This is a genomic window from Streptomyces canarius (genome assembly GCF_014650735.1).
In the GTDB taxonomy this organism is placed as follows: Bacteria; Actinomycetota; Actinomycetes; order Streptomycetales; family Streptomycetaceae; genus Streptomyces; species Streptomyces olivaceoviridis.
In genome coordinates this window covers 53,141-79,028 of the sequence record NZ_BMVN01000018.1, presented here as the reverse complement: position 1 = coordinate 79,028, position 25,888 = coordinate 53,141, and the positions used below count along the sequence as shown (strand labels likewise).

22 protein-coding genes, 1 tRNA gene and 1 pseudogene are annotated in these 25,888 nt (G+C 71.6%); 13 read left to right on the top strand and 11 right to left on the bottom strand.

What is annotated here, in order from left to right; all coding sequences use genetic code 11:
- Positions 1-140: 140 nt before the first annotated feature.
- The 4 genes from IE294_RS24710 to IE294_RS24695 are packed head-to-tail and all read left to right on the top strand — an operon-like array spanning position 141 to position 5,372.
- A complete protein-coding gene (locus tag IE294_RS24710; protein WP_189889584.1) occupies positions 141-1,454 on the top strand; it encodes an ABC transporter substrate-binding protein in 1,314 nt (437 codons plus the stop codon).
- A gap of 8 nt (positions 1,455-1,462) precedes the next feature.
- Positions 1,463-2,443 carry a carbohydrate ABC transporter permease gene (locus IE294_RS24705; protein WP_189889583.1) on the top strand — a complete coding sequence of 327 codons (981 nt, stop codon included), beginning with the start codon at positions 1,463-1,465 and terminating at the stop codon, positions 2,441-2,443.
- Complete coding sequence (locus IE294_RS24700) at positions 2,440-3,327, top strand: carbohydrate ABC transporter permease (protein WP_189889581.1); 888 nt, start codon at positions 2,440-2,442, stop codon at positions 3,325-3,327. The genes IE294_RS24705 and IE294_RS24700 overlap by 4 nt, the downstream gene beginning before the upstream one ends.
- 26 nt (positions 3,328-3,353) lie before the next feature.
- Positions 3,354-5,372, top strand: coding sequence for a beta-galactosidase (locus tag IE294_RS24695; protein ID WP_189889580.1), 2,019 nt, complete (start codon positions 3,354-3,356; stop codon positions 5,370-5,372).
- A gap of 10 nt (positions 5,373-5,382) precedes the next feature.
- Here IE294_RS24695 and IE294_RS24690 read toward each other — a convergent pair whose 3' ends face one another.
- On the bottom strand, positions 5,383-6,369 hold the full coding sequence (locus tag IE294_RS24690) for an aldo/keto reductase (RefSeq protein WP_189889578.1): 987 nt from the start codon (positions 6,367-6,369) through the stop codon (positions 5,383-5,385).
- Positions 6,370-6,476: 107 nt separating this feature from the next.
- On the opposite strand from IE294_RS24690, the gene IE294_RS24685 reads away from it, so the two are divergent.
- Positions 6,477-7,832 (top strand): cellulase family glycosylhydrolase, encoded by a 1,356-nt coding sequence (locus IE294_RS24685; protein ID WP_373315847.1) that lies wholly within the window; start codon positions 6,477-6,479, stop codon positions 7,830-7,832.
- A gap of 57 nt (positions 7,833-7,889) precedes the next feature.
- On the opposite strand, the gene IE294_RS24680 is transcribed toward IE294_RS24685, so the two are convergent.
- Genes IE294_RS24680 through IE294_RS24665 form a run of 4 tightly spaced genes read right to left on the bottom strand, consistent with a single transcriptional unit; the run spans position 7,890 to position 13,354 of the window.
- Positions 7,890-10,274 (bottom strand): beta-xylosidase/alpha-l-arabinosidase, encoded by a 2,385-nt coding sequence (locus IE294_RS24680; protein WP_189889574.1) that lies wholly within the window; start codon positions 10,272-10,274, stop codon positions 7,890-7,892.
- The gene (locus IE294_RS24675) at positions 10,271-11,089 is read right to left on the bottom strand and encodes a carbohydrate ABC transporter permease (RefSeq protein WP_189889572.1); all 819 of its coding nucleotides are present in this window, start codon (positions 11,087-11,089) and stop codon (positions 10,271-10,273) included. Before IE294_RS24675 ends, IE294_RS24680 begins: the two co-directional genes overlap by 4 nt.
- Positions 11,086-12,042 carry a carbohydrate ABC transporter permease gene (locus IE294_RS24670; protein WP_189819120.1) on the bottom strand — a complete coding sequence of 319 codons (957 nt, stop codon included), beginning with the start codon at positions 12,040-12,042 and terminating at the stop codon, positions 11,086-11,088. Before IE294_RS24670 ends, IE294_RS24675 begins: the two co-directional genes overlap by 4 nt.
- A 7-nt stretch (positions 12,043-12,049) precedes the next feature.
- Positions 12,050-13,354: an ABC transporter substrate-binding protein gene (locus IE294_RS24665; protein WP_189889570.1), complete on the bottom strand. Its 1,305-nt coding sequence runs from the start codon at positions 13,352-13,354 to the stop codon at positions 12,050-12,052.
- A 133-nt stretch (positions 13,355-13,487) separates the two neighbouring features.
- Between IE294_RS24665 and IE294_RS24660 the strand changes: the two genes are divergently transcribed.
- Positions 13,488-14,510, top strand: coding sequence for a LacI family DNA-binding transcriptional regulator (locus IE294_RS24660; RefSeq protein ID WP_189889567.1), 1,023 nt, complete (start codon positions 13,488-13,490; stop codon positions 14,508-14,510).
- 522 nt (positions 14,511-15,032) lie between these two features.
- Here the strand turns inward: IE294_RS24660 and IE294_RS24655 are convergent.
- Positions 15,033-16,118 carry an endo-1,4-beta-xylanase gene (locus IE294_RS24655; protein ID WP_189889565.1) on the bottom strand — a complete coding sequence of 362 codons (1,086 nt, stop codon included), beginning with the start codon at positions 16,116-16,118 and terminating at the stop codon, positions 15,033-15,035.
- Positions 16,119-16,428: 310 nt separating this feature from the next.
- Here IE294_RS24655 and xynA point away from each other — a divergent pair, with 310 nt between their 5' ends.
- The 3 genes and pseudogenes from xynA to IE294_RS24640 all read left to right on the top strand — a co-directional run bounded on the left by xynA (position 16,429) and on the right by IE294_RS24640 (position 18,260).
- Positions 16,429-17,124 (top strand): endo-1,4-beta-xylanase XynA, encoded by a 696-nt coding sequence (gene xynA, locus IE294_RS24650; RefSeq protein WP_014676256.1) that lies wholly within the window; start codon positions 16,429-16,431, stop codon positions 17,122-17,124.
- A 65-nt stretch (positions 17,125-17,189) separates the two neighbouring features.
- Positions 17,190-17,870 (top strand): annotated as a pseudogene (locus tag IE294_RS24645) (polysaccharide deacetylase family protein); the annotation flags it as partial.
- A 219-nt stretch (positions 17,871-18,089) separates the two neighbouring features.
- Positions 18,090-18,260 carry a hypothetical protein gene (locus IE294_RS24640; protein WP_189889561.1) on the top strand — a complete coding sequence of 57 codons (171 nt, stop codon included), beginning with the start codon at positions 18,090-18,092 and terminating at the stop codon, positions 18,258-18,260.
- A gap of 114 nt (positions 18,261-18,374) precedes the next feature.
- On the opposite strand, the gene IE294_RS24635 is transcribed toward IE294_RS24640, so the two are convergent.
- Both IE294_RS24635 and IE294_RS24630 read right to left on the bottom strand, forming a co-directional pair.
- Positions 18,375-19,391, bottom strand: a complete 1,017-nt coding sequence (locus IE294_RS24635; protein ID WP_229917325.1) for a zinc-dependent alcohol dehydrogenase family protein — start codon at positions 19,389-19,391, stop codon at positions 18,375-18,377.
- 274 nt (positions 19,392-19,665) lie between these two features.
- Positions 19,666-19,739, bottom strand: a tRNA-Pro gene (locus IE294_RS24630).
- A 104-nt stretch (positions 19,740-19,843) separates the two neighbouring features.
- Here IE294_RS24630 and IE294_RS24625 point away from each other — a divergent pair.
- The 3 genes from IE294_RS24625 to IE294_RS24615 all read left to right on the top strand — a co-directional run bounded on the left by IE294_RS24625 (position 19,844) and on the right by IE294_RS24615 (position 21,880).
- Complete coding sequence (locus tag IE294_RS24625) at positions 19,844-20,350, top strand: DUF309 domain-containing protein (protein WP_189889559.1); 507 nt, start codon at positions 19,844-19,846, stop codon at positions 20,348-20,350.
- Positions 20,351-20,496: 146 nt separating this feature from the next.
- Positions 20,497-21,279 carry a precorrin-6A synthase (deacetylating) gene (gene cobF, locus IE294_RS24620; protein ID WP_229917324.1) on the top strand — a complete coding sequence of 261 codons (783 nt, stop codon included), beginning with the start codon at positions 20,497-20,499 and terminating at the stop codon, positions 21,277-21,279.
- 238 nt (positions 21,280-21,517) lie between these two features.
- Positions 21,518-21,880 carry a hypothetical protein gene (locus IE294_RS24615; protein ID WP_229917323.1) on the top strand — a complete coding sequence of 121 codons (363 nt, stop codon included), beginning with the start codon at positions 21,518-21,520 and terminating at the stop codon, positions 21,878-21,880.
- On the opposite strand, the gene IE294_RS24610 is transcribed toward IE294_RS24615, so the two are convergent.
- A complete protein-coding gene (locus tag IE294_RS24610; protein ID WP_189889555.1) occupies positions 21,867-22,613 on the bottom strand; it encodes a cobalt-precorrin-6A reductase in 747 nt (248 codons plus the stop codon). The genes IE294_RS24615 and IE294_RS24610 overlap by 14 nt on opposite strands.
- A 69-nt stretch (positions 22,614-22,682) precedes the next feature.
- On the opposite strand from IE294_RS24610, the gene IE294_RS24605 reads away from it, so the two are divergent.
- Positions 22,683-23,462 (top strand): HAD-IIA family hydrolase, encoded by a 780-nt coding sequence (locus IE294_RS24605; RefSeq protein ID WP_189889725.1) that lies wholly within the window; start codon positions 22,683-22,685, stop codon positions 23,460-23,462.
- Between the two features lie 31 nt (positions 23,463-23,493).
- On the opposite strand, the gene IE294_RS24600 is transcribed toward IE294_RS24605, so the two are convergent.
- The gene (locus tag IE294_RS24600) at positions 23,494-24,267 is read right to left on the bottom strand and encodes a sulfite exporter TauE/SafE family protein (RefSeq protein WP_189889553.1); all 774 of its coding nucleotides are present in this window, start codon (positions 24,265-24,267) and stop codon (positions 23,494-23,496) included.
- A gap of 84 nt (positions 24,268-24,351) precedes the next feature.
- The gene (locus IE294_RS24595; RefSeq protein WP_189889551.1) at positions 24,352-25,863 is read right to left on the bottom strand and encodes a long-chain-fatty-acid--CoA ligase; all 1,512 of its coding nucleotides are present in this window, start codon (positions 25,861-25,863) and stop codon (positions 24,352-24,354) included.
- Positions 25,864-25,888: the final 25 nt, after the last annotated feature.

Below are 25,888 nucleotides of genomic sequence, written 5' to 3'. Positions count from 1 at the left end.
CCGGAGCTATTGACGCATGAGCGGACATGGGGCTGTTATTACGCCCACGATGTTCGGTCGAGTTGATTTCTGAGCGGTTTCGAACTTTTCGGTGATCAACTCATCCCCTTGGCCGAACCCTGGATGCCTCAGGAGCCGCCATGCGCCTCTCCCCCTCCGGTCTCTCCGTTCCGGGGCCCAGCCGACGTTCCCTGCTGCGCGGAGCGGGCGGTGCCGCCCTGCTCGCGGGCGCCGGCATACCCCTGTTGTCCGCCTGCGGAGGCAGCGGTTCCGGATCCGACCCCAAGGCCGTCTCCCTGGGCTCGAACCAGTCCGACGCCGTGCCGAAGAAGGCCTACGGTGACCTCTACACGGCCTTCACCAAGCAGTCCGGCATCAAGGTCGATGTGAACACCAAGGACCACAACACCTTCCAGGAGCAGATCAACTCGTACCTCCAGGGCACGCCGGACGACGTGTTCAACTGGTTCGCCGGGTACCGCATGCAGTTCTTCGCGGCCAAGGGCCTCGCCAGCCCGATCGACGACGTGTGGGCGAAGATCGGGGACAACTTCCCCGAGGCGATGAAGAAGCTCAGCAAGGGCGCGGACGGCAAGTACTACTTCGTGCCGCTGACCACCTACCCGTGGGCGGTCTTCTACCGCAAGAGCGTCTTCCAGCAGCACGGTTACAAGGTCCCCGCCACCTGGGACGACCTGGTCGCCCTGTGCAAGCAGATGAAGAAGGACGGCCTGGTCCCGATCGCCTTCGGCGACAAGGACGCCTGGCCGGCGATGGGCACCTTCGACCAGATCAACTTCCGCCTGAACGGCTACGACTTCCACGTCGAGCTGATGGCCGGCAAGGCGTCCTGGACCGACGCCAAGGTGAAGGACGTCTTCGACCACTGGGCCGAGATCCTCCCCTACCACCAGGACGGCTTCATGGGCCGCACCTGGCAGGACGCCGCGCAGACGCTGGTGGCGAAGAAGGCCGGCATGTACCTCCTCGGCTCCTTCGTGGCCCAGCAGTTCACCAACAAGGCCGACCTGGACGACCTCGACTTCTTCGCCTTCCCGGAGATCAACTCCGCGTACGGCCAGGACACCGTCGAGGCGCCGACCGACGGCTTCATGGTGAGCAAGTCCCCGAAGAACCACGCGGGTGTCGTCAAACTGCTGGAGTACCTGGGCAGCCCGGCGGCCGAGGAGCTGTACCTGAAGACCGACCCGAGCGTGGTCGCCGCCTCCAGCAAGGCCGACACCTCCTCCTACTCGGCGCTCCAGAAGAAGGCGTTCGAGATGATCGGCGGCGCCAAGAGCCTCACCCAGTTCATGGACCGCGACAGCCGCCCCGACTTCACCGCCACGGTGATGCAGCCGAGTCTCCAGAAGTTCCTCCAGAACCCCAAGGGCGTGGACGGTCTGCTGGCGTCCATCGAGCGCCAGAAGAAGACCATCTTCGCGTCCTCGTGAGCGGCCCGATGAGCACTGACACGACGACGAAGACCCCGGAGCCGGCGGCCGTGCCGGCTCCGGGGGCCGCGCCCGAGAAGAAGCGGGTCTCGCAGGGCCACCGGCGCCTGCTGACCCGCCGTGACCGGATCACGCTCGCCCTCATGGCGGGCGTTCCGACCGTCCTGCACGTGATCCTCGTCTGGTTCACCGCCCTCGCCTCGATCCTCCTCGCCTTCACCACCTGGGACGGCATCGGGTTCGACTCGATCAAGTGGGTCGGCCTGGACAACTTCAGACAACTCTTCACCGACAACCCGCAGTTCTGGCCTGCCGTCCAGCACAACGTCATCTGGTTCGTCGCACTGATCCTGATCCCGACGCCGTTCGGCCTGTTCCTCGCGGTCCAGCTCGACAAGCGGATCCGGTTCAGCCGGGTCTACCAGACCGCGTACTTCCTGCCCGTCGTCCTCTCGATGGCGTGCATCGGCTTCGTCTGGCAGTTGGTCTACAACCCGGACACCGGCCTGATCAACAGCATCATCGGCGCCAACAAGCCCGGTCACTACATCGACTGGATCGGCGACCCCGACCTCAACCTGTGGGCCGTCCTGATCGCCGCGTCCTGGCGGCACGCGGGCTACATGATGATCCTCTACCTGGCCGGCCTGAAGAGCGTCGACCCGTCGCTCAGGGAGGCGTCCGCGCTGGACGGCGCCAACGAGTGGCAGACGTTCAAGAACGTCATCTTCCCGACCCTGCGCCCGACCAACACGGTCGTCCTCGTCGTCACCATCATCGAGGCACTGCGCGCCTTCGACCTGGTCTTCGTCTTCAACAAGGGCGCCCAGGGCACCGAGTTGCTGTCGATCCTGGTCACCAACAACATCATCGGCGAGTCCAGCCGCATCGGATACGGCTCCGCCATCGCCGTCGTCCTGCTGGTGATCTCCCTCGCCGTCATCATCCCGTACCTGATCGCCACCTTCCGGAAGGAGCGGCGCGCATGAGCACCGTGAGCGCCCTGGGAAAGCGGCGTACCCCCGTCCGGCCGGCCCGGATCCTGCTGCACGTCTTCCTCGCGGGCACCGCCCTCGCCTGGCTGGCGCCGCTGCTCTGGGCGGTCTTCTCGGCCCTGCGCCCGTACAGCGAGACCAGCGCCAAGGGGTACGTCTCCTGGCCGGACACGCTGAACTTCGACAACTTCACACACGCGTTCCAGCAGTCGGACATGCTGCACTACTTCGGCAACACGCTGATCATCGCGGTGCCGGCCGTGCTGCTGACGCTGTTCCTGTCGTCGATGGTCGCCTTCTACGTCAGCCGCTTCGACTTCCGGGTCAACCTGGCGCTGCTGCTGGTCTTCACGGCGGGCAACCTGCTGCCGCAACAGGTCATCATCACCCCGCTGTACCGGCTGTACCTGCTCACCGACCTGCCGGGCATCACCGCGAGCGGGAAGCTGTACGACTCCGCGCTGGGCCTGGTCCTGATCCACGTGGCGTTCCAGTCCGGCTTCTGCGCCTTCGTGCTGAGCAACTACATGCGCTCGCTGCCGCACGAGCTGACCGAGGCCGCCCTGGTCGACGGCGCCTCGGTGTGGCGGCTGTACTGGCAGATCACGCTGCCGCTGTGCAAGCCGGCGATGGCGGCCCTGGCGACCCTGCTGTCCATCTGGATCTACAACGACTTCTTCTGGGCCCTCGTACTGATCTCCACCGGCGAGAACATGCCGATCACCTCGGCGCTGAACAACCTCTCCGGGCAGTACTTCACCGACCCCAACCTGGTCGCCGCCGGCGCGCTGCTGACCGCGATCCCCACCCTGGTCGTGTACTTCGTGCTCCAGCGCCAGTTCGTCAGCGGCCTCACCCTGGGCTCCAACAAGGGCTGAGGCACCCGCACGTGAAAGAGATCCCCGTGAAGCGCACCCTGTCCGTCCCCGGCCTCGCCTACGGCGGCGACTACAACCCCGAGCAGTGGCCCGAGGAGGTGTGGGCCGAGGACATGCGCCTGATGCGCGAGGCCGGGGTGAACCTGGTCAGCGTCGGCATCTTCTCCTGGGCGCTGCTGGAGCCGTCCGAGGGGGTGTACGACTTCTCGCGCCTGGACAAGGTCCTGGACCTGCTGCACGAGAACGGCATCGCCGCCGACCTCGCCACGCCCACGGCGGCGCCGCCGGCCTGGTTCTTCCGGGCCCACCCGGAGGCGCTGCCGGCCGACCGGGACGGCCGTACCCTCTCCTACGGCAGCCGCCAGACGTTCTGCCCGTCCAGCCCCGCCTACCGGCAGGCCGCGCTGCGCATCGCGGGCGCGCTCGCCGACCGGTACGCGGACCACCCGGCCGTCCGCATGTGGCACGTGCACAACGAGTACGGCTGCCACAACGCGGCCTGCTACTGCGACACCAGCGCGGCGGCCTTCCGGCGCTGGCTGCGCGACCGCTACGGCGACGACCTGGCGGCCCTCAACCACGCCTGGGGCACCGCGTTCTGGTCCCAGTGGTACTACGACTGGGAGGAGATCCTGCCGCCGCGCGCCACCGGCGCCGTGTCCAACCCGACGCACCAGCTGGACTGGCGGCGGTTCTGCTCCGACGAGCTGCTGTCGCTGTACACGGCGGAACGGGACCTGCTGCGGGCGGCGGCGCCCGCGATCCCGGCCACCACCAACTTCATGGTGAACTTCAGCTTCGACGCCCTGGACTACTGGCGCTGGGCGCCCGAGCTGGACATCGTCTCCAACGACCACTACCTCCGGTCCACGGACCCCGAGCCGCAGATCGACATCGCGCTCAGCGGCGATCTGACGCGCTCGCTCGCGGACGGCCCGTGGCTGCTGATGGAGCACTCGACCGGCGCGGTGAACTGGCAGCCCGTCAACCGAGCGAAGAACCCCGGCCAGTTGCGCCGGGACGCGCTCGCCCACGTGGCGCGCGGCGCGGACGGCATCGCCTACTTCCAGTGGCGCCAGTCCAAGGCGGGTGCCGAGCAGTGGCACTCGGCGATGGTGCCGCACGCCGGGACGGACAGCCAGATCTGGCGGGACGTGGTCCGGCTCGGCGCCGATCTGAAGGCGCTGGCCGAGGTGCGCGGCAGCACCGGCACCGCCGAGGTCGCGATCGTCTGGGACTGGGACGCCCGCTGGGCCCTGGAGCTCCCCTCCCAGCCGAGCGGCGAGCTGTGCTACCTGGACCTGGTGCGGGCCTGGTACGAGCCGCTGTGGCGGTCGGGCGTGGCCGTGGACTTCGTCCGGCCGGACGCGGACCTGACCGGCTACCGGCTGGTGCTGGCCCCGAGCCTGTACCTGGTCGACGAGGCGGGCGCGGCCACCCTCACGTCGTACGCCGCGGACGGCGGCACCCTTGCGGTCGGCTTCCACAGCGGGGCGGTGGACGAGAACTGCCATGCCCGGCTGGGTGGTTACCCCGGAGCGTTCCGGGAGGTGCTGGGCGTGCGCTCCGACGAGCCGTTCCCGCTGCTGCCCGGCGAGCCGGTGGCGCTGACCGGTGCCGTGCCGGTCGGGGCGACGGGCTCCCTGTGGTCGGAGCGGCTGCGGCTCGCGGGTGCCGAGGCGGTCGCCTCGTACGCCGACGGACCCCTGGCGGGGGTTCCGGCGGTGACCCGGCTCGCGCACGGCACCGGGTCCGCCTGGTACCTGGCCACCCTGCCGGACCCGGTCACGCTGGCCGCACTGCTGGACCGCGTCCGCGAGGAGGCGGGCGTGACGCCGGTGCGGACCGCCCCGCCCGGGGTGGAGGTGGCCCGCCGGCGCGGTCCGCAGGCGGACTACCTGTTCGTCATCGACCACACCGGCCGGGGTGCCGAAGTCCCGGTGCGCCACGGCTCGTTCGAGCTGCTGACCGGCAAGGAGACGACCGGCACGGTCACCGTCGCCCCCGGCGACGTGGCCGTCGTCCGCGAACCACGCGACCGGTAGGCGGCGCGGCTCAGTGAGCCGCGTCCAGCCGGGCGCGCTGTTCCCCGGTGAGTTCCAGGCCGACGGCGGCGAGGTTCTCGTCGAGCTGGGCCACCGAGGAGGCGCCGACGAGCGGGATCACGGGCAGCTCACCGCCCAGCTGCCAGGCGAGCACGACCTGGTTGACGGTCGCCCCGGTCTCCCGGGCCACCTCGCGCAGCACCGCGAGCCGGGCCGGGGTGCCGGGGTGGTCGTAGTCCGGCGGCAGCGGCTTGTCGGCGCGGGTGTAGGCGCCGGTGAGCAGCGGTGAGTAGGCGACCAGGGTCAACCCCGGCTCCGCCCGCAGGTAGTTCAGGAGCTGGGCGTCCGCGCCGCCGAGGCTGCCGTCCGGGAACAGCTCGCTCGGCACGTCCGTGCGCGGGCGCAGATGGCTGTGCTGGTACTGGAGCACCTCGTACCCCGGCAGTCCCGCCGCCGCCGCGAGGGCGCGGGCCCGTTCCACCCGCCACACGGCGTGGTTGCTGACGCCGAGCAGGCCGACGGTGCCCTCGGCGACGAGCGCGGCGAAGCCCTCGACGGTCTCCGCGAGCGGGACGGCGGGGTCCTCTATGTGCGCGTAGAGCAGGTCCAGCCGGTCCACGCCCAGCAGTTCCCGGCTGCGTTCGGCCGACTCCCGGATGACCTCGGCGGACAGTCCCTCGGCGTTGCCGGTGTAGCTGGTGCCGGGGGCGAGGGGCCGGGCGCCGAGCTTGGTGGCGATGACGATCTCGTCGCCGACGCCCCGGCTGCGCCGCCACCGCCCGAGCAGTTCCTCGCTCTGACCGCCCTGGCCGCCGTCCTCCCAGAAGGCGTAGTTGTCGGAGGTGTCGATGAAGGTCCCGCCGGCCTCGACATAGCGGTCGAGGACGGCGAAGGAGGTCTTCTCGTCGGTGCGCGACCCGAACAGCATCGCGCCGAGCGCGAGCACGCTCACCTCCCGGCGGGTGGCCGGATCGGTGCCGATGGTGCGGTACTTCATGTGGTCCTCCCCGTGCATGGCTGGTAGCACGGGAGTGTTCAGCTTGAAGTGCACACGAAGTCAAGGAACTCGACGCCGGCTTCCCGGAGGTTTCCGTGCTGCGAGCGATGCTGACGGCGGGCGCGGTCCTCGCCGCCCTCCTGACCCCCGCCACCGCCCACGCCGAGGAGACCGGGTCGGACATCCCCCGGCTCACCGACCGGAACGGACGGGTGCTCACCCTGCGCGGCTGGAACATCGAGGACAAGGCGCACCGGGGCGAGGACGCCCTGACCGCCGTGACCGAACGCCATCTGCGCGACCTGCGGGCCCGGGGCTTCGACTTCGCCCGGCTGCTGGTCTTCTGGGACGACCTGGAGCCCGCACCGGGCCGGTACAGCCGCGCTTACCTGCAAAAGATCGAGCGCGTCCTGGACTGGGCCGGGCGCCATGACGTGAAGGTCGTCATCGACGCCCACCAGGACGTCTTCGGACCCGCCTTCGGCCACCGCGGCATACCCGAGTGGGCGACCCGGACGGACGGGCTGCCGTTCACCGCGCACCCGGACGACTGGTTCGCCGAGTACTTCGAACCCGCCGTGCAGCGCGCGTTCACCCATCTCTACGAGGACGAGGACCTCCGGCGCGCCCAGGCCGGGATGTGGCGCACCCTCGCCGCCCGCTTCGCCCGCCACCCGGCCGTGCTCGGCTACGACCTGATCAACGAGCCGATGGGCGAGCCGAAGCCCGGGGAGGACCTGCCGACGGCCGCGCGCCGCATCGAACGCGAGCAGCTCACGCCGATGTACGACCGCCTCGCCGACGCCGTCCGTTCGGCCGACCGGGACGCCTGGCTGTTCGTGGAGCCGACCCCGGTCGTGGGCGAGGGCGTACCGACCGGACTCGGCCGCGTCCACGATCCCCGGGTCGTGTACGCGCCGCACTTCTACGACACGGCCATGGAGGCGGGCGCCGACTACGACCCCGGGGCCGGCTGGATCGAGGCGTACGAGCGGGCCGTCACCGCGTACCCGAAGCGGTACCGGGTCCCGGTGGTGGTCGGCGAGTGGGGTCCGCCGGACAGCTCGCTGCCGCACATGGACCGCTTCTACCGGGACGCGATGGCCTCCCTGAGCCGCTACACGTCCGGCTGGGCGGGCTATGTGTGGTGCTACGGCGGCGGGTACTGCGCGCTGGACGGCACCGGCGCCTTCCACGCCCACAAGGAGCTGACCGCCGAGCCGTACGCGGAGGCCGTGGCGGGCACGGTCCGCTCCGCCGCGTACGACGCCGGGACGGGCGTGTACCGGCTGGTCTACCGCGCGGCGCCGCGCGGTTCCCGGGTGACGGAACTGTCCCTGCCGCCGGGCGCCTGGCGGATCACGGCCGACGGCGGCGCGAGCGTCGTACGCCGGACGGCCGGCCGGGCCCGGGTGACGGCCGCCCCGGGCGGTCTGGTGACCGTCACCGTGGAGCGGGGCTGAGCGCGCCGTGGCCCGTTCCCCGGGCGTGCGGGGAGCGGGCCACGGCGCGGTGGTGGGTCACGCGGCAGGGTGCGCGGGCTCCTGCTCGAAGCGCGCGTGGAACCGGCGGGTGTGGTCCACCGGGCGTGCGGGGCCGGTCAGGGTGACCGTCGCCGTCAGCCGGGCGTCGCTGCTGGACGCCGCCAGCCGCAGCTCCAGTTCGCCCGGTTCGACCACCCGGCGCCCGTCGCGGCCGGTGAAGGAGGCCAGGTCGGCCGGCACGGTGACCCGCAGCCGGCGGGCCTCGCCCGGGGCGAGCGGCACCCGCGCGTAGCCGACGAGGCGCTGCACCGGCTGGACGACGGAGGCGACCGGGTCGTGCAGGTAGAGCTGGACGACCTCGGTGCCCTCCCGCTCCCCCGTGTTGCGCACGGTCAGGGCGAGGGAGAACGCGCCGCTCGTGTCCGCCTCCGGCCGGTCGACGGTCAGCCCGCCCCACTCGAAGGACGTGTACGACAGCCCGTGTCCGAACGCGAAGGCCGCCGTGGGGTCGATGTTGGACACGTCGCTGGCCTGGGCGAGCCGGGCGCCGAGGTAGCCGGCGGGCTGGCTGCCGGTACCGCGCGGCACGCTGACGGGCAGCCGTCCGGAGGGGTTGGTCCGGCCGCTGAGCACGCCGGCGATGGCCGTGGTGCCCTCCGCCCCGGGGAAGAAGGACTGCACGATGGCGGCTGCCTCGTCCACGGCGCGGCCGAGGGCGTAGGGCCGGCCGGCCAGCAGGACCGTCACCACGGGGGTGCCGGTGTCGAGCAGCGCGTCGAGCAGGCGCTGCTGGGCGCCGGGCAGGGCCAGGGACTCGACGTCGCAGCCCTCGCCGCTGGTGCCCCGGCCGAAGAGGCCCGCGCGGTCGCCGAGCGCCGCGACGACGACGTCGGCCCGGCGCGCGGTGTCGATGGCCTCGGCGATGCCGAGGATGTCCCCGTCGTCCACGCCGGTGCCGCGTACGACGGTGAACTCCGCGTCGGGGAACTCGCTCCGGAGGGCGTCCTCCAGGGTCGGCAGGTCGATGCCGGGCGGGGTCTGGGGGTGGTGCACGCCGACGTGCTGGGGGAAGGAGTAGCAGCCCAGTACGGCCGTGGGCTCGGTCGTGTTGGGCCCGATCAGGGCGATGCGGCGCGGCCGGCCGAGGGGCAGGGTGCCGTCGTTGCGCAGCAGGACGACCGCTTCCTCGGCGACCGTGCGGGCCAGTTCCCGGTTCTCGGCGGAGTCCAGGTCGACGGTGCCGCGCAGGGCGTCGGGGTCGTCCAGGTCCGCTCCGCCGAGGGCGGCCGGGACCGGGTTCCAGTCGGCGTCGAGCAGGCCGAGCCGGGCCTTCTGGAGGAGCACCCGGCGCAGCGCGCGGTCGATCAGCGCCTCCGGTACCCGGCCGTCGGCGACGGCTTCGGCGAGGGGCGCGCCGAACGTCTTGACGGTGGGCAGTTCCACGTCGACGCCCGCGCGCAGGGCCGTGCCCGCCGCGTCCGCCCAGTCGCCGGCGACGCCGTGCAGGATGCGGAGGAAGGCGATGCCGAAGTAGTCGGCGACGACCGTGCCCTCGAAGCCCCAGGTGTCCCGGAGCAGCCCGGTGAGCAGGTCCTCGTCGGCCGCCGAGGGCATGCCGTCGGTGTCGGTGTAGGCGTGCATGACGGAGTCGGCCGCGCCCTCGCGCACCGCCATCTCGAAGGGGGGCAGCAGGACGTCCGCCCGCTCGCGCGGGCCCATGCCGACGGGGGCGAGGTTGCGCCCGGCGCGGGAGGCGGAGTAGCCGGCGAAGTGCTTCAGGGTGGCGACGACACCGGCGGACTGGAGGCCCTGGACGTAGGCGGTGCCGATGCTGCCGACGAGGTAGGGGTCCTCTCCGATGGTCTCCTCGACACGGCCCCAGCGGGCGTCCCGCACCACGTCCAGGACGGGCGCGAGGCCCTGGTGGACGCCGACGGACCGCATGTCGCGGCCGATGGCGGCGGCCATCCGGCGGATGAGGGCGGGGTCGAAGGTGGCGCCCCAGGACAGCGGGACGGGGTAGGCGGTGGCGCCCCAGGTGGCGAATCCGGCCAGGCACTCCTCGTGGGCCAGGGCGGGGATGCCGAAGCGGTTCGCGGCGGCGATCCGGGTCTGGGTGCGCAGCAGGGAGAGCGCGCCGAGCGCGGGGTCGACGGGCGCCGTGCCGAAGGGGCGGGTCAGCTGGCCGAGCCCGGCCGGCAGGAGCGCGTCGAGGTCGACGGCCTCCTCCATGTCGTGCTGGTGCGGGGCGACTTCGCCGCCCTCGTCGGACGCGCCGACCCACACGCCGTACAGCTGGGCGATCTTCTCCTCGACGGTCATCGCGTCGATCAGCGCGGACACGCGGGTGCCGATGTCCTGGGTCGGGTCGTTCCAGAGGGGGATCTCGGGGGTGGTCTCTACGGCCACGTTGGTGGTCACTTTCCTCCCATGCCCATCAGGCCCTGGACGAGGGCACGGCGGGCGAACAGGTAGACGAGCAGGACGGGCACCATGGACAGCGTCACGGCTCCCAGCAGGCCGGGGATGTCGATCCCGTGTTCGGTCTGGAAGTTGTACAGACCCAGGGTGATGACCTTGGTCGAGTCGGACTGGGTCAGGACGAGCGGGAACAGGAAGCCGTTCCATGCCTGGAGCGCGGAGAACACCACGATCGTGGACAGGCCGCCGCGCGAGAGCGGCACGACGAGCTGGAAGAACATCCGCCGCGGGGTCGCTCCGTCCACCGTCATGGCCTCGAACAGCTCCGGTGAGATGTCGCGCATGGAGCCGCTGAGGATCAGCGCGGACATCGGCAGACAGAACGCGGCCGTGGGCAGGATGACCCCGAGGAGGTTGTCGTACAGGCCCGCCTCGCTGATCAGGTAGAACATCGGCACGATGACGGCCTGGGCGGGGATGGCGAGGCCCAGCAGGAACAGCCGGAAGATCTGCGAGGTGACCCGGCTGCGGCTGCGTACGATCGCGTAGGCCAGGGGCGGTACGAGCAGCAGCACCACGCCGACGACGCAGACGGTGACGATGATGGTGTTGAGGAAGTACTGCCCGAAGCCCGAGTCGAACGCCCCGGTGTAGTTGTCGAGGGTGAAGTCGCCGGGGAAGGACAGCGGGCCCTTCTTCGCGTAGTCCTGCCGAGTGCGCAGGGTCGCCGCGAGCATCACGTACAGCGGCAGACCCACCAGGACGAGCCAGAAGATCGAGCCCGTTCCGGCCAGGTAGTTGGGGCGGCGCCTCATGACACCCCCTCCATGTCGCTGCGCATCTTGTCGTAGCCGGAGACGCGGACGACGATCAGCGAGACCACCGTGGCGGCGACGACCAGGCACAGGGCGATGGCCGAGCCGGCGCCGAAGTCGAAGCCCTTGAAGGCCTTCTGGTACATGTAGTAGGCGCTGATCGTGGTGTCGGTGCCCGGTCCGCCCTGGGTCAGGATGAGCACGGTCTCGAACGTGGTGAGCCCGCCGACGATCATCAGGATCATCGAGGTGACGATCGAGTTGCGCAGCTGCGGCAGGGTGATGTGGAAGAACTGGCGGTAGCGTCCCGCGCCGTCGATCTCCGCCGCCTGGTACAGCACCGGCGGGATCGCCCGGGCGGCGCCCTGGTAGATCAGCGTGTGGAACGGCGTGAACTGCCAGGTGCTGACGAAGGCCAGCACCCCGATGGCCGAGGCCTGCTCACCGAACAGGTTGCCGTCCCCGAACAGCCAGGTCATGCGCGCGGGGATGCCGAAGTTGGGGTCGAGCAGCGCCCGCCAGAGCACCGACACCGCGGTGGAGGACAGCAGCAGCGGGATGAAGTAGATCGCCGAGAGGACGGCGCGGTTGCGCTGGTGTCCCGCGGCCCAGACGCCGAGCACGATGCTCAGCGGGGTCTGGATGGCCACGCCCAGGGCGGTGAGCAGCAGGGTGAGCCAAATGCTCTTGATCATGACGGGGTCGTCGAGGATGCGCTCCCAGTTGTCCGTCCCGACGAACTGCGGTGACCCCAGGCCGTTCCAGCTCATGAAGGACAGCACCGCCACCATGATCAGCGGTACGAGGGCGAAGAGGGCGAAGAACAGGGTGGCGGGCAGCGCCCAGCCGAAGCCGGGGCGCGTGCCGCGTGCGGTGTAGGAGTCCTCCGGCCGCCGTCGGGCCTTCTTGGCAGGCACGGCGGAGGGCGGAGCACTCGTGAGCTGTGTGGTCATGAGCGGTTCATTCGGTCGGGAGGGCCTGCATGGCCTTGATGAAGCCGTCCGCGTCGAGCTGTCCGTTGAAGAACTGCTGGACGGCCTGGTGGATCGGCGTCATGGCCGACGGCGGGAAGGCCTGGTCCCAGGAGAGCTGGAAGGACTTGGCCTTGGCGACGAGGTCGTACTGGAAGCGGGAGTACTCGGGGCTGGCCGAGGTGTCCAGGAACTTCTGGGTGTTCGTGGTGGTGGGCAGGTTGCCGATGGCCATCTGGGCCTTGACGAACTCGTCGGAGTACATCAGCTTCAGGAACTCGGCGACCGCCTCGGGGTGCTTGGTCTTCTTCAGCACCGAGTAGAAGTTGTTGGTGTTGCCGACGACGTCGGTCGGGTCACCCTTGCCGCCGGTGATCGTCGGGAACGTGCTGTAGCCGAGCCCCTTGGCGGCGAAGTCCTTCGCGTCCTGCTGCTGCTGCGCGTAGTACCAGGACCCCATCAGCTCGAAGCCGGCCTTGCCCTGGGCCACCAGCGCGGGCGAGGCGCCGTTGGTGTACTTCACCGAGTCGTAGTTCTTGCCGAAGGCGCCGGTGTCGACCAGCTCCTTGAGCATGCCGAGCGCCTTCTTGCTGTCCGCGCTCGCCCAGGCGTCCTTGTCGCCGCTCAGGGCCTTCTGGAACAGCTCGGGGCCGGCCACACGGTCGTAGACGTACTCGAACCACATCAGCGTCGGCCACTGGTCGCCGCCGCCGAGGGCGATGGGGGTGACGCCCGAGGACTTGAGCTTCTTGACGGCGTCGAGCAGCTGGTCCCAGGTCTGGGGCTGCTTGACGCCCGCCTTGTCGAGCACGTTCTTGTTGCTGAACAGCAGCACCGGCTGCGTCCCGCGCATGGGGATGCCGTACGGCTTTCCGTCGACGACCGCGCTGTTGTAGACGCTCGGCAGGAACTTGTCGTCGAGGTTCGGGTCCTTCTTGACGAAGTCGTCCAGCGGCATCAGCAGCCCGGCCTTGACGAACGGCTGGATGCTGCCGCCGCCCCAGTTGAAGAAGACGTCCGGCGCCTGGGGCGTGTTGATGATCGTCTGCAACTTCTGCTGGTAGTCGGCGCCGGGGATGGTGTCCAGGACGGCCTTGACCTTCGACGTCTTGTTGAAGGTATCGACGATCTGCTTCTCGACCTTGTTGCTGGCGTCCCCGTACACCAGCACATGGATCTTGCCGTCGTTCGAGGAACCCCCGCCGCTGCCGTTCCCGCAAGCGGCGAGACTCGCCGCGAGCGCGAGCGTCGCACCGCAGGCGAGCACCCGGGGCATCCGTGTACGCATGATCATCCGCCTTCCGAAAGTTTCGGCTCTAGACCCGAAAGTCATGCGCTGGACAGTAGGAGCGGAGGGAAGAAATGGTCAACGGTCGTGCACCTACGCGGCCAAACCGTTATCCGGCGGAGTGGCCTATGCTGCGGCCATGCGCGAAGAAGCCCAGGTCGGTCACAGAGTCACCTTGGCAGCCGTGGCACGGGAGGCCGGCGTCTCACTGCCGACAGTTTCGAAGGTCCTCAACGGTCGTTCGGATGTATCCCCCGCGACCCGCGCCAAGGTCGAACGGCTGCTGGAGGCCCACGGCTACCGCCGGCGCACCCCGGGACAGCCGCAGGCCCCGCTGATCGAGATCGTCTTCCACGAGCTGGAGAGCGTCTGGGCGATGGAGCTCATCCGCGGGGTGGAGAACGTCGCCAAGCAGAACGACGCGACCGTCGCGCTCACCGAGAGCGGCACCCGGCAGGCTCCCGGGCCCGAGTGGATCGGGGGCGTACTGCGGCGTCGCCCCCTCGGGGTGCTGCTGGTCTTCTCCACCGTGCCGGAGGACGTGAAGCGGCAACTGCGGTCCCGCGCCATTCCGTTCGTCATCGTGGACCCGGCGGGCGATCCCGACCCCGACGTCCCGTCCGTCGGTTCGGCCAACTGGGCCGGCGGAGTCGCCGCCACCCGCCACCTCACCGACCAGGGACACGAACGCGTCGCCATCATCACCGGCCCCGAGGACCTGATGTGCTCACTGGCCCGGCTGGACGGATACCGCTCCGCGATGGCGATGGCCGGTCATGAACCGGACCCCGGGCTGGTACGGTTCGGCGACTTCCACGTCCAGGGCGGCTTCGAACACGCCATGGACCTGCTGCGGCGGCCCGACCGTCCCACGGCGATCTTCGCCGGGAGCGACCTCCAGGCGCTGGGCGTCCTGGAGGCGGCCCGGGTCCTCGGTCTGAGCGTCCCCGGGGACCTGTCGGTGGTCGGCTACGACGACGTACCACCGGCCCGCTGGTCGAGCCCCCCGCTGACCACCGTGCAACAGCCCCTCCAGCGCATGGCCGAGGAGGCGGCCCGGATGCTGCTGCGGCCGAAGGACACCAAGAAGGCGGCCCTGCGCATCGAACTGGCCACCCACTTGGTGGTACGCCAGAGCACGGCACCGCCCGCGGGGCGTTGAGGGGGCACGGGGAGGCGACGGGGCCGCCGGTTCCGCCGACGGCGTAGGCGAACGTGCCGGGCTGAGGGGCGGTGACCGGCTCGCCCCGGGTACGGCGGACGGGCGAGCGGCATGGCCTCGCCCCTCAAGAGGCGGGCATCGGCGCGGCGGAAACGGACGACCCGGCCCGCCGCAGCAAGCACCGCCCCAGCGGAACAGGCCTGCCGGCTCACCGTGTCGGACACCGTCGCGGCCGGACCGGCGGGCCCTCCCGGGCCGGCGGCCCGCCACCGGCGGCCATCGAGGAGGCGGTGGCGCCCTCGTCCGCCGGGGCAAGCGGAGGTCGCCCGTGGGCCGGAACCGAGGGACGGCCGCTCGCGTCGTTCACCCACGCGTGCGCGGCATGCCCCTACCGGCGCCCCCCGGGCGGCCCGGCACACCGCGGACATGCGCGGGGGCACGTCGTCCGCCGTATCGGGCCACAGCCGTACGGACCGGCCGGCCACCAGGGGCCGGCCGGTCCGTACGGCACCAGCGCACGTGCTACTCGGCACCCCCGGCCCGCGCCCGGCCCGCCAGTTCGGACCGGAGCGTGCGGTACGCCGGCTTCGGGCGGTAGCCCTCGTCGTACAGGTTCGCGGCGCCCTCACCGGGGAACGTGCCGGGGACCCAGGAGTACTTGTCGGTGAAGCCCCAGACGGTGAACGAGATGCAGTGGCGGGTGCGCAGACAGGCGTCGAGCAGGAGCCGGTAGCCCTCGGCCTGCGTGGCGAGCTTGTCCGCGTCGGCCGGCAGCGGCATGCGCACGTCCGCCTCCGTGACGGCGGTGGCCAGTCCGAGCTTGTCGAAGCGGGCGAAGTTGGCCGCCATGCCGGTGGGCAGGCCGTACTGGATGCCGAGGTGTCCCTGGAAGCCGACCCCGTCGACGGGAACGCCCTCCGCGCGCAGGCGGCCGACCAGATCGTGGACGGCGTCGCTCTTCGGGCCCGTCCACTCGGTGTTGTAGTCGTTGTAGAACAGCAGGGCGTGCGGGTCGGCCTCGTGGGCCCAGCGGAAGGCGTCGGCGATGTAGCCGGGACCGAGCTCGCGCAGCCAGATGCTGTCCCGCAGGGTGCCGTCCTCGTTGAACGCCTCGTTCACCACGTCCCATTGCCAGACCCTGCCCTTGAAGTGCCGGACGGTGTCGGTGATGTGACGGTGCAGGATCTCGCGCAGCTGGTCGGCGCTGAAGTCGCCGGAGGTGAGCCAGGACGGCAACTGGTTGTGCCAGACCAGGACATGGCCGCGCACCTTCTGGCCGTGCTTGCGCGCGAAGTCGACCAGGCGGTCGGCGGGCGCGTAGTCGTACTCCCCCTGGCGGGGCTCGATCGCCTCCCACTTCATCACGTTCTCCGGGGTGACGGTGGAGAACTCGGAGCCCGCGAGCCGGCGGTAGGCGGCGTCGTCGGCGAGCGCGGACATGTCGACGGCGGTGCCGACCCGCAGGTGGTCGTCGGCGGCGAGCTGCCGCAGCGGACGGTCCGGTACGGCGGTGCCGCCGGAGGCGCTCGCGGGGCTCGCGGCGACGAGGGGGAGCAGGGTCAGGCAGCAGGCCGAGGCGACGGCCGCGAGGGAGCGGGGCAGGGTCACGGGCACTCCTGTGGGAAATCGAAAGTTTCGTAATACCTGACGAGCGTTGCGTCACGCTAAACAGGCGCCGATTCCGCGTCAACCATCGTGCCGACCGTCATTTCAGCCACTCCTTCCAGCGACTTCGAAACTTGCGGCTCTACATGCCGAAGTTCCCCGTCAAGTTTCGATGAAGTTTCGGAAACAGACGCATTGACCGCCCTTTCGCACCCGCCCCATACTCTCCAGCAATCGAGCCCTCCCTCCACGGGGACGGCCCAGCCACGGCGTATGGCGCGAACATGACAACCCACCTCATCCAGGAGGCACCATGGACATGGAGCACGCCCTCACCCGCCCGATGAGCCGCAGGGGCTTCATCAACCGCGCCGGCGCGCTCGCGCTGGCCACGACCGCGTCCGGGCTGCTGCTGCCCGACACCGCTCAGGCCGCCACGGTCATCACCACCAACCAGACCGGCACCAACAACGGGTTCTACTACTCCTTCTGGACCGACGGCGGCGGTTCGGTCTCGATGACCCTGAACTCCGGCGGCAACTACAGCACCTCGTGGACGAACTGCGGCAACTTCGTCGCCGGCAAGGGCTGGAGCAACGGCGGACGCAGGAACGTGCAGTACTCGGGCAGCTTCTACCCGTCCGGCAACGGCTACCTGGCGCTGTACGGATGGACCTCGAACCCGCTCGTCGAGTACTACATCGTCGACAACTGGGGCAACTACCGGCCCACCGGAACGTACAAGGGCACGGTCACCAGCGACGGCGGCACGTACGACGTCTACCAGACGACGCGGTACAACGCCCCCTCCGTGGAAGGCACCAAGACCTTCAACCAGTACTGGAGCGTCCGGCAGTCCAAGAGGACCGGCGGCACCATCACCACCGGCAACCACTTCGACGCCTGGGCCCGCTACGGCATGCAACTGGGCAGCTTCAGCTACTACATGATCCTCGCCACCGAGGGCTACCAGAGCAGCGGCTCCTCCAACCTCACGGTGAGCGGCTGACCCTTCCCGTCCCGTCCCATCCCCCCACGGCGGTCACGCCGCCCACCCGAGGAGGACGCACCCGCATGCGTGCCGCGCCCCGCCCCCTGCTGACCGGACTGGCCCTCGCGGCGACCGCCGTGGCCGGCACGGTCACCGCCGTCACCGACGCCGCCCCGGCCCACGCCGCCACCTGTTCCGGGTACGTCGGGCTCACCTTCGACGACGGCCCGTCCAACGACCACACCCCGGCCCTGCTCAACGCCCTGCGGCAGAACGGGCTGCGGGCCACGATGTTCAACGAGGGCCAGTTCGCCGCCGCCTACCCGGCCCAGGTCCGGGCCGAGGCCAACGCCGGGATGTGGATCGGCAACCACAGCTACACCCATCCCCACCTCACCCAGCAGAGCCAGGCGCAGATCGACTCCGAGATCTCCCGCACCCAGCAGGCCATCGCCGCGGCCGGCGGCGGGACGCCGCAACTGTTCCGCCCGCCGTACGGCGAGACCAACACCACCGTCCAGGCGGTGGAGGCCAAGTACGGCCTGAGGCAGATCATCTGGGACGTCGACTCGCAGGACTGGAACGGCGCGAGCACCGACGCGATCGTGCAGGCGGTGTCCCGGCTGACCAACGGCCAGATCATCCTCATGCACGAGTGGCCGGCCAACACCCTGGCGGCCATCCCGCGCATCGCACAGACGCTGGCCGGCAAGGGCCTGTGCGCCGGCCGCATCTCCCCGCAGACCGGCCGCGCCGTGGCCCCCTGACCCCGGGCGCGAAGTGGTGAGGGGCGGCTTGGGACACCACCGGAGCCGCCCCTGACCCATGTCCGCACGGCAGGTCGTCCACGCGGGCATTTCCCCGCGTCCGGAGAGAACCCGCACGTCGCAGGCCCGCGGCGGGACGACATGCGCGTTACGCCGTTCGGGCGCATGCTGGGAGCGGCCCAACCAGGTGCCACAGACCGACCTCCGGGAGGTGCTGTGATCCTGATTGCCCTGCTCGTGCCCGTCCTGATGATCGCGTTCCTCTTCATCACACCGGCACTCGAGGAACTCCTGTTCCCCCTTCCCGAGACCGACGACGTCGCCGTCCCCCCAGCCCACGCAATCGCGCCCCGCCTCGTGCACCCGAGGCAGGAGGAAGAGCAGTGAAAAGAACCGCCGGCCCGGCTCGGCGGCCGGGCCGGCGGCGTACCCCTCGTCGAGGAGGCGGCGTACCCCTGGCCGGCGCCGTACTCCTCGGCGCCGGCGTGTCCACGGCGTGGGTCAGGGCGTGAGGAGGGCCTTGACGGCGCGCCGCTCGTCCATGGCCCGGTAGCCCTCCTCGACCTGCTCCAGGGGCAGGGTGAGGTCGAAGACCTTGCCCGGGTCGATCCGGCCCGACAGGACGCGGTCGATCAGGTCGGGCAGGTAGCGGCGTACGGGGGCGGGGCCACCGCGCAGGCCGACGTGGGTGAAGAACAGCTCCTCCCCGTCGATCGCCACCTCGTGCGGGAGGCCGACGAAGCCGACGTTGCCGCCGGGCCGGGCCGAGTGCAGGGCCTGCCGCATGGCCTGGCCGGTGCCGACGCACTCCAGGACCGAGTCCACGCCGATCCCGTCGGTCATCTCCTTGATCCGGGCGACGCCGTCCTCGCCGCGCTCGGTGACGATGTCGGTGGCGCCGAACTCCCGGGCCAGTTTCTGGCGGGACTCGTGCCGGCTCATGGCGATGATCCGCTCGGCGCCCTTCTCCTTCGCGGCGATCACCCCGCACAGCCCGACCGCGCCGTCACCGACCACCACGGCCGTGGAGCCGGGCCTGACCTCGGCGGCCTCGGCGGCGTACCAGCCGGTGCCCATCACGTCGGAGACGGCCAGCAGGCCGGGCCAGAACTCCTCGCCCGGCACCTCCTCGGTGGCGACCAGGGTGCCCTGGGCGTTGGGGATGCGCACGTACTCGGCCTGGCAGGTGGTCATGAACTCGCGGTTCACGCAGTTGGACTGCCATCCGTTGCGGCAGTTGGCGCAGGTGTTGTCCGAGGTCGCGAACGAGCCGACGGCGAACTGGCCGGGCTCGACCGAGGTGACCTCGCTGCCGACCGCCTCGACGAAGCCGACGTACTCGTGCCCCATGGGGTGTGCCTCCTCGGTCGCGTCCAGGCCGCGCCAGGGCCACAGGTCGGTGCCGCACACACAGGTGACGGCCGTACGGATGACCGCGTCCGTCGGCTCCAGGATCTCCGGGTCGTCCAGGGTCTCGAAGCGCACGTCTCCGGGGGCGTGGATCACTGCTCCGTGCATGGGGAAGTCCTTATGTTTCGTGGGGGGGGTGGGGCTCGGGGCGGTTCGCGGGCCGCCGCGGCCGTGTGCGCCACGGATCGGGGACGCCTCCAGGCGTCGTCGTCCTTCACGCGCTGCCCGGCCGGGTACCCCTCCACGCGGTCGATGCCACGCGGGGTTCGACTCCCCCGGCCACCCAGAACGCCGGCCAGGCTCCCCGACCGGTCTCCACACACAGGTCAGGGCCGGTCTCGGATGCTTCCGAAACCGGCCCTGACCTGTGACTCCCACAAAGTCGGGACGACAGGATTTGAACCTGCGACCCCTTGACCCCCAGTCAAGTGCGCTACCAAGCTGCGCCACGTCCCGTCGCACTCACGCGCGGTGCCCCGCGTGATCGTGCGGACAGAACTTTACCCCACGCCCGGGGGTGCGCCGAAGGAGGCCCGGCGGTGCGAGGGACAATCGGCGGTATGACGAACGCGGGCGCATCGGATGCCAGGGACCGGGACGTGGCCGGGCGGGCGCGGAACGCGCGGCCCCGGGACGGGCTGGGACGCCCGCTGCCGTACGGCGCCGAGGGCGTCCCGCGGCAGCCGGAGGGGGTCCTGCGGACGCCGGAGGACACGGTCGCCGAGGCGCGGGCGCTGCTGGCCTCGGGGCGGCCGTTCCACGCGCACGAGGTGTTCGAGGACGCCTGGAAGTCGGGTCCGCGGGAGGAGCGCGCGCTGTGGCGGGGGCTGGCCCAGCTGGCGGTGGGCCTCACCCACGCGGCCCGCGGGAACGCCGTCGGCGGGGCGCGGCTGCTGCGGCGGGGGGCCGGCGCGGTCGAGGGGTGGGCGGCCGAACGCGGCGAGGACCGCCTGTACGGACTGGACCTGCCGGGCCTCGCCCGCTGGGCCCGGGAGCTGGCGGGACGGGTGGAGGACGACTCGGCACCGGTCGACGCCGAGACCGAGGCCCCGCGCCTGGGGCCGTGACCGCCGGACGCCCCTGAGCCGCGCCCTCCGCGACGGGCCCGGCGGGCCCACGCTCCGGGGACCTCCCGCAGCGCCGAGCAGGCCGTCGTCGCAGGCTGTGCGGAGGCGGTGGACGCATGGTCAGTGGGATGCGGCAGACTCGGGGCGTGCGAAAGATTCATGTCATCGGTATCGGCGCGGGCGACCCCGACCAGCTGACCCTCCAGGCGGTCAAGGCGCTGCGGAGCACGGACGTGTTCTTCCTGCTCGGCAAGGGCGAGGTGAAGAGCGATCTCACCCAGCTCCGCCGGGACATGCTGGACGCGCACCTGCCCGAGGGGTCGTACCGGGTGGTGGAGGCCCGTGACCCGGAGCGGGACCGGACGGCGGGCGGGTCGGCCTACTCCCCGGCCGTCGGCGACTGGCGCAGTGCCCGCGCCGGGATCTACGAGCGGCTGATCGCCGAGGAGTTGGACGAGGACGGCACGGGCGCCTTCCTCGTCTGGGGGGACCCGGCGTTGTACGACAGCACGCTGGGCATCCTGGAGGAGGTGCTGGAGCGGGGCGCGGTGGCGTTCACGTACGACGTGGTGCCCGGAGTCAGCAGTGTCTCCGCGCTGGTCGCCCGGCATCGCACGGGGCTGAACCGGGTCGCCCGGCCGGTGCAGATCACCACCGGGCGGCGGCTGGCCGAGGGCTTCCCGGAGGGCGTCGACGACGTGGTCGTGATGCTCGACGCGCACCAGGTCTTCCGGCGGTACGCCGAGGAGGACATGGACATCTACTGGGGTGCCTACATAGGCACGCCGGACGAGATCCTCGTCTCCGGGCCGATCGCCGAGGCCGCTCCACGCATCGAGCGGCTGCGGGCCGAGGCACGGGAGCGCAAGGGCTGGATCATGGACACGTACCTGCTGCGTCGGCGTCCGTCGCGGGACGGGCGGGACTGACACACCGGCCGGAGGCAGGCGCGGGCCGGCGGCCCGGCCGGGCGGTGGCGCGGAGCAGCGCGCTGACATCAGGTGCGGGCCGGGACGGGACGCCGTGATACTCGGGGCGCGTCCGCCGCGCCCCTCCCCTTCCGCGCTCCGCGCGGCACCAAGGCCGGCTCCTCGACTCGGTGCCGGTGCGCCGTCCCCGCTGCGACGGCGTGACCCATGTGCGGCGGCGGCCGGAGGCCGAGGAGCGGTGGATCTTCGCACCCCGGTGCCCGGTCTGCCGTCCCTGTGGTCCGTCCCGCACCTGGGCCGGCCGGTCCGTGGTGTTCGACTCGCGTTCGGCGGACCCGCGCGGGACCCGTACCCCCGTGCCCCGCTGTGGCTCCGGTGCGAGACCCGGCACGGCCGGGTGTGGGCGTACGACCTGCGGCGGCTGGACCTCGTCCGGCGCTGTGTCGCGGCCGGTCCGCGCGAACGCGCCCCTGGGTACGACACCGGCCGGAAGACGACCCTCTTCGCCCGTCCCCCCTCCTGGACGAAGAGCGCCAGGAACCGGGACGAGGTGCTGCGCGCCATCGAGCGGCTCCGGGCCACCGTCGTCAGGCCGGGCTGAGGCCCAGCCGTTCCAGGGCGCCCGCCACGTCCGGTACGGCGGTCACGCCGGCCGGCAGGGCGGGGCGGCGTACGACGACCACGGGCAGGCCCAGCTCGCGTGCCGCCGTCAGCTTCGCGGCCGTCGCCTCGCCGCCGCTGTCCTTGGTGACCAGGACGTCGATCCGGTGGGCGCGCAGGAGCTCCGTCTCCCCGGTGACCGTGAAGGGGCCCCGGGCCAGGACGACGGCGGTGTCCGGGGGCAGCGGGGGCTCGGGCGGGTCGACGGAGCGGACGAGGAAGCGCAGGTCCGTGAGGTGGGCGAAGGCCGCGAGCCCGAGGCGGCCGGTGGTGAGGAACACCCGGCGGCCGAGGCCGGGCAGGGCCTCTGCGGCTCCGGCCAGGGACGGGACGTCGTACCAGCGGTCGCCGGGGCCCGGCCGCCAGCCGGGGCGGCGCAGGACGACGGCGGGGACGCCCGTGGCCCGTGCCGCACGGGCCGCGTGGTCCGTGATCGACTCGGCGAAGGGGTGGGTGGCGTCCACGAGGGCGTCCACCCGGTGCGCGCGCAGCCAGTCGGCGAGGCCCTCCGGCCCGCCGAAGCCACCGGTCCGTACCTCGCCGGGCAGCGCCCCGGGCCGGGCGACCCGGCCGGCGAGCGAGGTGGTGACCCGCACCCCGGGCCGGGCCGCGAGGTCGGCGGCGAGGCGGCGGGCCTCGGTGGTGCCGCCGAGGACCAGGACGTGGGCGGGCATAGGGGTGAGCGTACGAGGTCGTACGGGCCGGTGCGCCGGCCGGGTCGCTACCGTCGGGCCATGGAGTCCTTGGCGTCCGTGCGTGCCGTCCTGATCGACATCGACGGGGTCCTCACCGTGTCCTGGAAGCCGCTGCCCGGTGCGGTGGAGGCGCTGCGCGGCATCCGCGCGGCCGGGTTCGGCGTGGCGCTGGTGACGAACACGACCTCCCGGACCCGGGCGTCGATCGCCGCGACCCTGTCGGAGGCCGGTTTCGAGGTGGGCGCCCAGGACGTGCTGACCGCGCCCGCCGTCACCGCCGCCCATCTCGCCGAGCGTCATCCGGGCGCCCGGTGCCTGCTGCTCAACAGCGGGGACATCGCCGCGGACCTGGGCGACGTCACGCTGGTCGAGGAGGGCGCCGACGTGGTCGTGGTCGGCGGCGCCGGGCCGGGGTTCGACTACGCGGCGCTCAACCGGGCGTTCGGCGAGTTGCAGCGGGGCGCGCGGCTGGTCGCCATGCACCGCAACCTGTACTGGCGCACCGACGCCGGGCTGCAACTGGACTCGGGGGCGTTCCTGCTGGGGCTGGAGCGGGCGGCGCGCGTGGAGGCCGAGGTCACGGGCAAGCCGTCCCCGGCGTTCTTCGCGGCGGCGCTCGCCCGGCTGGGAGTGGACGCAGAGCGGGCGCTGATGGTCGGCGACGACATCGAGTCGGACGTGCTCGCGGCGCAGCGGGCCGGGCTGACCGGGGTGCTGGTGAGGACGGGCAAGTACCAGCCGGAGACGCACGAGGAGGCGAGCGGCACCCCCGACCATGTCCTGGACTCCTTCGCGGACGTCCCTGCGCTGCTGGGGCCGGCGCCGTAGCCGTTGGGCGCAGGGCCCAGCGGAGCAGGGCCTAGCGGAGCAGCAGTTGCAGGCCGCCCACGATCGTCGCCGCGATGACGAGTTGTTCGAAGAGTCGCTGGTTGATCCGGTGCACAGCCCACTTCCCGAGGAACGCGCCGGGCACCACGAACACCACCAGCGCGGCGTCGAGGAGCAGCGAGTGCCCGTCGATCAGGCCCAGACCGGCGCTGAACGGCACCTTCGAGACGTTCACGATGAGGAAGAAGAACGCGGAGGTGCCCAGGAAGCCGAGCTTCCGGAAACCCGCGGACAGCAGGTACATCGACATCACCGGGCCGCCGGCGTTGGCGACCATCGTCGTGAACCCGCCGAGCACCCCGTACGAGCGGGCCTTGACGCGGCCCGCCCGGGTGCCGACCTCGTCCGGGTCCTCCGGGGTGCCGGCCGTCCGCCGGCGCCACAGCGTCACCCCGGCCATCAGCAGCAGGATCGCGCCGATCGAGGTCCGTACGACCCCGTCGTCGGCCCAGACCAGGAACAGCGTGCCGGCCACCACGCCCGCCGCCACCGCCGGGAACAGCCGCCACAGCGTGGGCCAGTGCGCGTGCCGCCGGTAGGTGAGGACGGCGAGCACGTCACCGGCGATCAGGACGGGCAGCAGTACGCCGGTGGAGGCGCGGGCGGGCAGGATCGCCGCGAAGATCGCGAGACTGACCGTGTTGGCCCCGCTGACGGCCGTTTTGGAGAAGCCGACGAGCAGGGCCGCGAAGGCGAGCGCCGCGAACCCCCAGCCGGATATGTGCCAGAGCGTCATCGTGTTCATGGAGGAACCGATGCTATGCACATGCATGGGTGGGGCGTAAGCGGCGTCTCGCCGGTCGGTCCTGGTGCGACGGCCGCTCGGCGCCTAACGGCCCGTGTACCGCGCCCGCAGTTCCCGCTTGAGCACCTTCATGCTCGGTCCGAGCGGCAGCGCGTCCGCGAGCTCCACCCGCCGCGGGTACTTGTGCCGGCCCAGGTGCTCCTTGGACCACTCGGTGAGCGCGGCGGCGTCCGGCGCGGTGCCCGGCGCCGGGACGACGACCGCGCACACCTCCTCGCCGTGCAGGTCGTCGGGCAGGCCGATGACGGCGACCTGGGCGATCTCCGGGTGGCGCATGAGGACCTCCTCGACCTCCCTCGGGTAGACGTTGTAGCCGCCGCGGATGATGACGTCCTTCTTCCGGTCGACGATCCGCAGGAAGCCCTCGTCGTCCTTGGTACCGAGGTCGCCGGTGCGGAACCAGCCGTCCACCAGGACCTCGGCGGTGGCCTCGGGGCGGCCGAGGTAGCCGGAGAAGACGTTGTGGCCGCGGATGACGACCTCGCCCACCTCACCGGGCGGCAGCAGCTCGATCCGGCCCTCCGCCTCCGCGCGGGCGATCTCCACGTCGATGCCCCACAGCGGGTGGCCGATGGTGCCCGCCTTCGTGCCGAACGCCGGCTGGTTGACGGCGGCGGTCGGCGAGGTCTCCGACAGCCCGTACCCCTCGTGGATCTTCGCGCCGAAGGATGCCTCGAACCGCTCCAGCACGGCGACCGGGAGCGAGGCCCCGCCGGAGACGCACACGCGCAGCGCCGGGAGCCGCTCCGCGTCCGCGGCAGCCGCCGCGAGGGCGACGAACATGGTGGGCACGCCGTGGAAGGTGTTCACGCCCTCGCGCACCATCAGGTCGATGGCGCGGGCCGCGTCGAAGCGGGGCAGCAGCACGAGCGTGGCGCCGGCCCGCCAGGTGGAGTTGAGCGAGACGGTCTGGCCGAAGGCGTGGAACAGCGGCAGCGCGCCGAGGGCGATGTCGTCGGCGCGGATGTCGTTGGCGTCGAAGGCGTTGACGGTCGCATTCATCACCAGGTTGAAGTGGCTGAGCACGGCGCCCTTGGGGACACCGGTCGTACCGCTGGTGTAGAAGATCACCGCGGGGTCGTCGGCGGCCCGGGTGACGTACGACGCGAGGGGCTCGGCGTCGGCCGCGAGCTTCTCGAACTCCGTGCCGAGGGTGAGCGCCCGGACGCCCGTCGCGCGTGCGGCGGCCGTGCCGGTCTCCGCCTGGGCCGGGTGGACCAGCAGCAGGGTGGCCCCGCTGTCGCGCAGCACGTGCTCGACCTCGCCGGCGGAGAGCAGCAGGTGCACGGGGACGACGACCCCGCCCGCCGCGGCGATGGCGTAGTACGCCACCGGGAACTCCGCGGTGTTGGGGGCCATGAGGGCGACCCGGTCGCCGGGCCGTACGCCGAGAGCGGTGAGCGCGCCCGCCTGGGCCAGCGCGCGCCGCCACGCGTCGGCGAAGGTGAGCCGCAGGTCGCCTTCGACGAGGGCGGTCTTGCCGGGGCGGCGCCGGGCGTTCTCGGCGAGGATGGCGGCGACGGACAGGGTGGCCATGGAGTGCTGCTCCGTTTCCTTGCTG

Coding starts and splice junctions, on each gene's coding strand:
- IE294_RS24710 (WP_189889584.1), top strand. CDS start 141: ATGCGCCTCTCCCCCTCCGGTCTCTCCGTTCCGGGGCCCAGCCGACGT.
- IE294_RS24705 (WP_189889583.1), top strand. CDS start 1,463: ATGAGCACTGACACGACGACGAAGACCCCGGAGCCGGCGGCCGTGCCG.
- IE294_RS24700 (WP_189889581.1), top strand. CDS start 2,440: ATGAGCACCGTGAGCGCCCTGGGAAAGCGGCGTACCCCCGTCCGGCCG.
- IE294_RS24690 (WP_189889578.1), bottom strand. CDS start 6,369: ATGAAGTACCGCACCATCGGCACCGATCCGGCCACCCGCCGGGAGGTG.
- IE294_RS24685 (WP_373315847.1), top strand. CDS start 6,477: ATGCTGACGGCGGGCGCGGTCCTCGCCGCCCTCCTGACCCCCGCCACC.
- IE294_RS24675 (WP_189889572.1), bottom strand. CDS start 11,089: ATGAGGCGCCGCCCCAACTACCTGGCCGGAACGGGCTCGATCTTCTGG.
- IE294_RS24670 (WP_189819120.1), bottom strand. CDS start 12,042: ATGACCACACAGCTCACGAGTGCTCCGCCCTCCGCCGTGCCTGCCAAG.
- IE294_RS24665 (WP_189889570.1), bottom strand. CDS start 13,354: ATGATCATGCGTACACGGATGCCCCGGGTGCTCGCCTGCGGTGCGACG.
- IE294_RS24660 (WP_189889567.1), top strand. CDS start 13,488: ATGCGCGAAGAAGCCCAGGTCGGTCACAGAGTCACCTTGGCAGCCGTG.
- xynA (WP_014676256.1), top strand. CDS start 16,429: ATGGACATGGAGCACGCCCTCACCCGCCCGATGAGCCGCAGGGGCTTC.
- IE294_RS24635 (WP_229917325.1), bottom strand. CDS start 19,391: ATGCACGGAGCAGTGATCCACGCCCCCGGAGACGTGCGCTTCGAGACC.
- IE294_RS24625 (WP_189889559.1), top strand. CDS start 19,844: ATGACGAACGCGGGCGCATCGGATGCCAGGGACCGGGACGTGGCCGGG.
- IE294_RS24610 (WP_189889555.1), bottom strand. CDS start 22,613: ATGCCCGCCCACGTCCTGGTCCTCGGCGGCACCACCGAGGCCCGCCGC.
- IE294_RS24600 (WP_189889553.1), bottom strand. CDS start 24,267: ATGAACACGATGACGCTCTGGCACATATCCGGCTGGGGGTTCGCGGCG.
- IE294_RS24595 (WP_189889551.1), bottom strand. CDS start 25,863: ATGGCCACCCTGTCCGTCGCCGCCATCCTCGCCGAGAACGCCCGGCGC.